The sequence below is a fragment of the Cereibacter changlensis JA139 genome (genome assembly GCF_003034985.1).
GTDB lineage: Bacteria > Pseudomonadota > Alphaproteobacteria > Rhodobacterales > Rhodobacteraceae > Cereibacter > Cereibacter changlensis.
Window position 1 is genome coordinate 1 of the sequence record NZ_PZKG01000240.1, and the last position, 3,343, is coordinate 3,343.

Annotated in this window: 7 protein-coding genes; 1 reads left to right on the forward strand and 6 read right to left on the reverse strand. The window is 68.1% G+C overall.

What is annotated here, in order from left to right; all coding sequences use genetic code 11:
- The 6 genes from C5F48_RS22515 to C5F48_RS22535 all read right to left on the reverse strand — a co-directional run.
- Nucleotides 1–619: DNA-binding protein (locus C5F48_RS22515; protein ID WP_308812780.1), on the reverse strand; the 619-nt coding region annotated here is incomplete at its 3' end.
- On the reverse strand, nt 616–1,470 hold the full coding sequence (locus tag C5F48_RS22520; protein WP_107665961.1) for a ParB/RepB/Spo0J family partition protein: 855 nt from the start codon (nt 1,468–1,470) through the stop codon (nt 616–618). The genes C5F48_RS22520 and C5F48_RS22515, both read right to left, overlap by 4 nt.
- An 18-nt stretch (nt 1,471–1,488) precedes the next feature.
- Nucleotides 1,489–1,809, reverse strand: a complete 321-nt coding sequence (locus tag C5F48_RS22525) for a hypothetical protein (RefSeq protein WP_211314695.1) — start codon at nt 1,807–1,809, stop codon at nt 1,489–1,491.
- Entirely contained in the window at nt 1,809–2,048 is a 240-nt protein-coding gene (locus tag C5F48_RS22530; RefSeq protein ID WP_107665962.1) for a hypothetical protein, read from the reverse strand. The genes C5F48_RS22525 and C5F48_RS22530 overlap by 1 nt, the downstream gene beginning before the upstream one ends.
- Nucleotides 2,045–2,203, reverse strand: coding sequence for a hypothetical protein (locus C5F48_RS25410; protein WP_170139754.1), 159 nt, complete (start codon nt 2,201–2,203; stop codon nt 2,045–2,047). Before C5F48_RS25410 ends, C5F48_RS22530 begins: the two co-directional genes overlap by 4 nt.
- Nucleotides 2,203–2,454, reverse strand: a complete 252-nt coding sequence (locus C5F48_RS22535) for a hypothetical protein (protein WP_107665963.1) — start codon at nt 2,452–2,454, stop codon at nt 2,203–2,205. Before C5F48_RS22535 ends, C5F48_RS25410 begins: the two co-directional genes overlap by 1 nt.
- 101 nt (nt 2,455–2,555) lie before the next feature.
- Between C5F48_RS22535 and C5F48_RS22540 the strand changes: the two genes are divergently transcribed.
- Complete coding sequence (locus tag C5F48_RS22540; protein ID WP_107665964.1) at nt 2,556–3,269, forward strand: S24 family peptidase; 714 nt, start codon at nt 2,556–2,558, stop codon at nt 3,267–3,269.
- The last annotated feature ends 74 nt before the right edge of the window (nt 3,270–3,343 follow it).

Consider the following 3,343-nt stretch of genomic DNA (forward strand, 5'->3'; position numbering starts at 1 on the left):
GGACGGCGCGGCGGTAGCAGCTGGTGAAGGACGGGCCGGCGAGGCGCAGGTAATCGCTCTTCAGCAGGTCGAAGAATTCCGGGTCGCAGTCGAGGCTGCGCCCGCGCCGGGCGGCGGCGCGGTGGCGCGGCGCGAGATAGGGCAGGCGGTCGTCGGGCCGCACCCCCTCGATCAGCGCGAGCCAGGACCAGAGGGTGCGCTCGCCGGCCGCCGAGGAGCGGGCCACGGTCTCGACCGCGAGATAGCGCCCGAGCGCCGGCTCCAGCGCCTCGACCTGCTGCAGGAGCTCCAGCCGGGTCAGCGCCTTGTCCTTCACCGCCTGCGGCAGGGCGTCATACCAGGCCCAGGCCTCGTCGCGGCTCTGCCGCACGACCGGCTCCGGCGCGCCCTTGGCGTGCAGCAGGAGCTGGCGCTGCGCCCGGCTCGGGAACAGCCGCCAGTGATACTCCCAGCCGCCGCCGCGACCGGCGCGCCGCCGGGCATGCTCGGGATCGCCGCGCCAGCCCTGCTTCTTCAGGAGCGCATCCACGCCCTGCCGGGTGGCGGGCAGGTCGGCGAGACCGCCGGCGGCGATCTCCTCCGCCGTCCACCATTCCTGCGAGGGGATGACGCTGGTCATTTGCGGCCGGCCCCCGGGCGCGGCATGTAGCGGGCCACGTCGTCGCCATCCTCTTCGAGCCAGCGCCGGCGCGCCGCGGCGCTGGCGCGGGACCATGCGGCGCGGAGCGCCTTGTATTGATCCTCGACCGGGTCATGGTGGAGAGGCGCGCCGGCGAGGTCGGCCTTCAGGCTGCGCCAGGCTTCGGCGGCGGACTTCGCTTCGCCGGCCGCGAGCCGCTCGATCACCGTGTCGCGCTCGTAGGTATCGCCGATCTTGGCGAGTTCGGTCAGATCCTTCAGGGAGACGGGTTTGGGAGCGGCGCGCAGGGCTTTGATCTGCTCGGGAGCGATGGACCGCCCAGCTGCAGCCATCCGATAGACGTGCCTGTCGCTGAGGCCGAACTTCTCGGCAGTGGCTTTCACGAATGCAACTGCCATCGTGTCAGTTGCATCCCAACGCGCAGCGGCGCCGGCCATGCCTCGCCGGGTCTCCGGGTGCAGCCGCTCATAAACCTGCTTCCGGGTCGCCAGAAACACCGCCGTGTCGAGCGCATTCATCTCGGCCCCGGCGAGGTTGTCGTCGATCTCCATCAACAGCGCCCAGTCGTCGGTCGCGCCGGTCCAGACCTTGGCCGAGATCTCCTCCCAGCCGAGCCGCCGCGCGACCTCCAGCCGGTGCGCGCCCGCCATCAGGTAGAGCTTGCCGTCCTTCTTCTTGCGTAGGTGGATCGGGTCCTTCAGCACCCCGAGCTCGGTGACCGAGGCGATCAGGCTCTCGACGCCGGCCTCGCTGACCGGGCGCAGCCGGTCGCGCACGATCACTTCGGCGACGGCGACCTTGTCGATCTGGAGGGGAATGGGTTCGGCCATGGTGTTCTTCTCGTCGGTTCAGCGGGTGACGCGGCGCAGGCGGGTGCCGGAGATGGTCGCGGCCATCCCGGCGACATCGCTGCCGAGGCGGCGGCAGGGGCCGCACATGCGGTGGTGGTAGCCTTCGGACTGGAACTCGTCGCCACAGCAGAGGCAGGAGCGCATCCGGGGCAGGCGGGACTTCGGCAGCAACGCAACCTGCGCCTGCTTCCAGCTCTCGGCCTCGGCCTTCACCCGGAAGATCGGCGAGGCCTCGGGCAAGCCCAGCACCTCCCAGTCGTCGTCACCGTAGCGCACCACCCGCGGCCCCGTGCCGCGCAGGGTCTCGACCGCCTCCATCAGCGCGCCTCCGCGGCCTGCGCCAGGGTGGCGAGCAGCGCCTCGAGCCCGGCCAGCATCCCGCGCTCCTCGGCCTCGGCCAGCGCATCGACCAGCGGCGTCACCGCGGCGTCGAAAGCCTCCCAGTGCCGGTCGGCGACATCGACGCTCTCGGTCATGATGGCGGCGGCGCGCTCGGTGGTCGCGGTTGCCAGGTGATCGCGGATCGCCTTCAGAAGATCGAGGGGAGGGGTGTTCACTTCAGGACTCCTTCAAGAACCGGGACCGCCAGCAGCAGCCCGTAAAGACCAAGAAAAAGGGTGATCGCGCCGAGGATGTCGCCGACCAGGCTGTCGTCGATCCGGGCGTTCAGGCGCACCAGGGCGCGCCAGAGGAGGGAGATGCGGGAGGCCATCACGCGGCCTCCTTCGACTTCGGCGGGCGCGGGATGTCCGCTGGCCATTCGAGGTCGTCGGGCCAGTGGTCGGAGAACCACTGCACCGTGGCGCTGGCCGTCTTGACGGTGCAGCCCTTGCCCTCGCGCAGGCGCTTGAAAAACTGGCCGTCGCCACGGGCGAGGAATGCCACCCGCCAGTGGCTGATGTTTGCATGGGCCGCGTAGGCGTCGCAGAGCCTGATCAGGTGGTGATGGAGGTCATAGGTCATGCCTTAAATAAGACATAACAATCTTACATGGTCAAGATAGATACGTCTTACTGCTCCGAATCAGATTTATCTATCTTACGCCGTGTGATTTACTCTGTTCTATGCCCGCTAACCCGCTCAAGACGCAGGAGACCAGTGATCGCATCCGCGATCTGGTCAATGCTGCGCTGAAGGAGAAGGGGATGTCGGGCCGCCAAGCATCGCTTGCGGTCGTTGGACACGACGGACTGATACGCGACATCCGCGCGGGGCGCTTACCGGGGCTGGACAAGCTGCTGCCACTCTTCGATCTTTTGGGTTTGGAGAGCTACTTTGGGCCGCCCAGAGAGACCGGCGTTGTCGAGCAAGTTATCCTGGATGGCGCAGACTTCTCGCAGATCCCGCTGCATGAGGCGTATCTCGCCGCCGGCGATGGACATCTCAATGGCGACGCGCCCGTCGTCGGCCAGCTCGCCTTCCGCAAGGACTGGCTGAAGAAGATCGGCGTCTCACCGTCGAAGGCCGTGCTGGCGCGGGTCCACGGCGACAGCATGCAGCCGACCATGCAGCCCGATGACCTGGTGATGATCGACCGCGCCAGGAACACCGTGCCGGTCCGAGCCCGCACAGCGAACGACCGCCGCCCCGCGACGATATATGCGTTGCTCCACGAAGGTCACGCCCGGATCAAGCGGATCGAGCGGCCGGAAGAGGGCCTGATGATGCTTGTCTCGGATAACCCCGCCTACGGCCCCGAGATCCTCACCGGCTCGCGGATCGAGGCGCTCAACATCATCGGCAAGGTGATGTGGTGGGGGCATACCAACCGCGAGTAGACACAGGTCGGCTGACCCAACCGCTATCCGCGTCACGCAGCGGCACTTTCGGAACCGGCGAGGGGACTCTGTCC

Coding starts and splice junctions, on each gene's coding strand:
- C5F48_RS22520 (WP_107665961.1), bottom strand. CDS start 1,470: ATGGCCGAACCCATTCCCCTCCAGATCGACAAGGTCGCCGTCGCCGAA.
- C5F48_RS22525 (WP_211314695.1), bottom strand. CDS start 1,809: ATGGAGGCGGTCGAGACCCTGCGCGGCACGGGGCCGCGGGTGGTGCGC.
- C5F48_RS25410 (WP_170139754.1), bottom strand. CDS start 2,203: ATGGCCTCCCGCATCTCCCTCCTCTGGCGCGCCCTGGTGCGCCTGAAC.
- C5F48_RS22535 (WP_107665963.1), bottom strand. CDS start 2,454: ATGACCTATGACCTCCATCACCACCTGATCAGGCTCTGCGACGCCTAC.
- C5F48_RS22540 (WP_107665964.1), top strand. CDS start 2,556: ATGCCCGCTAACCCGCTCAAGACGCAGGAGACCAGTGATCGCATCCGC.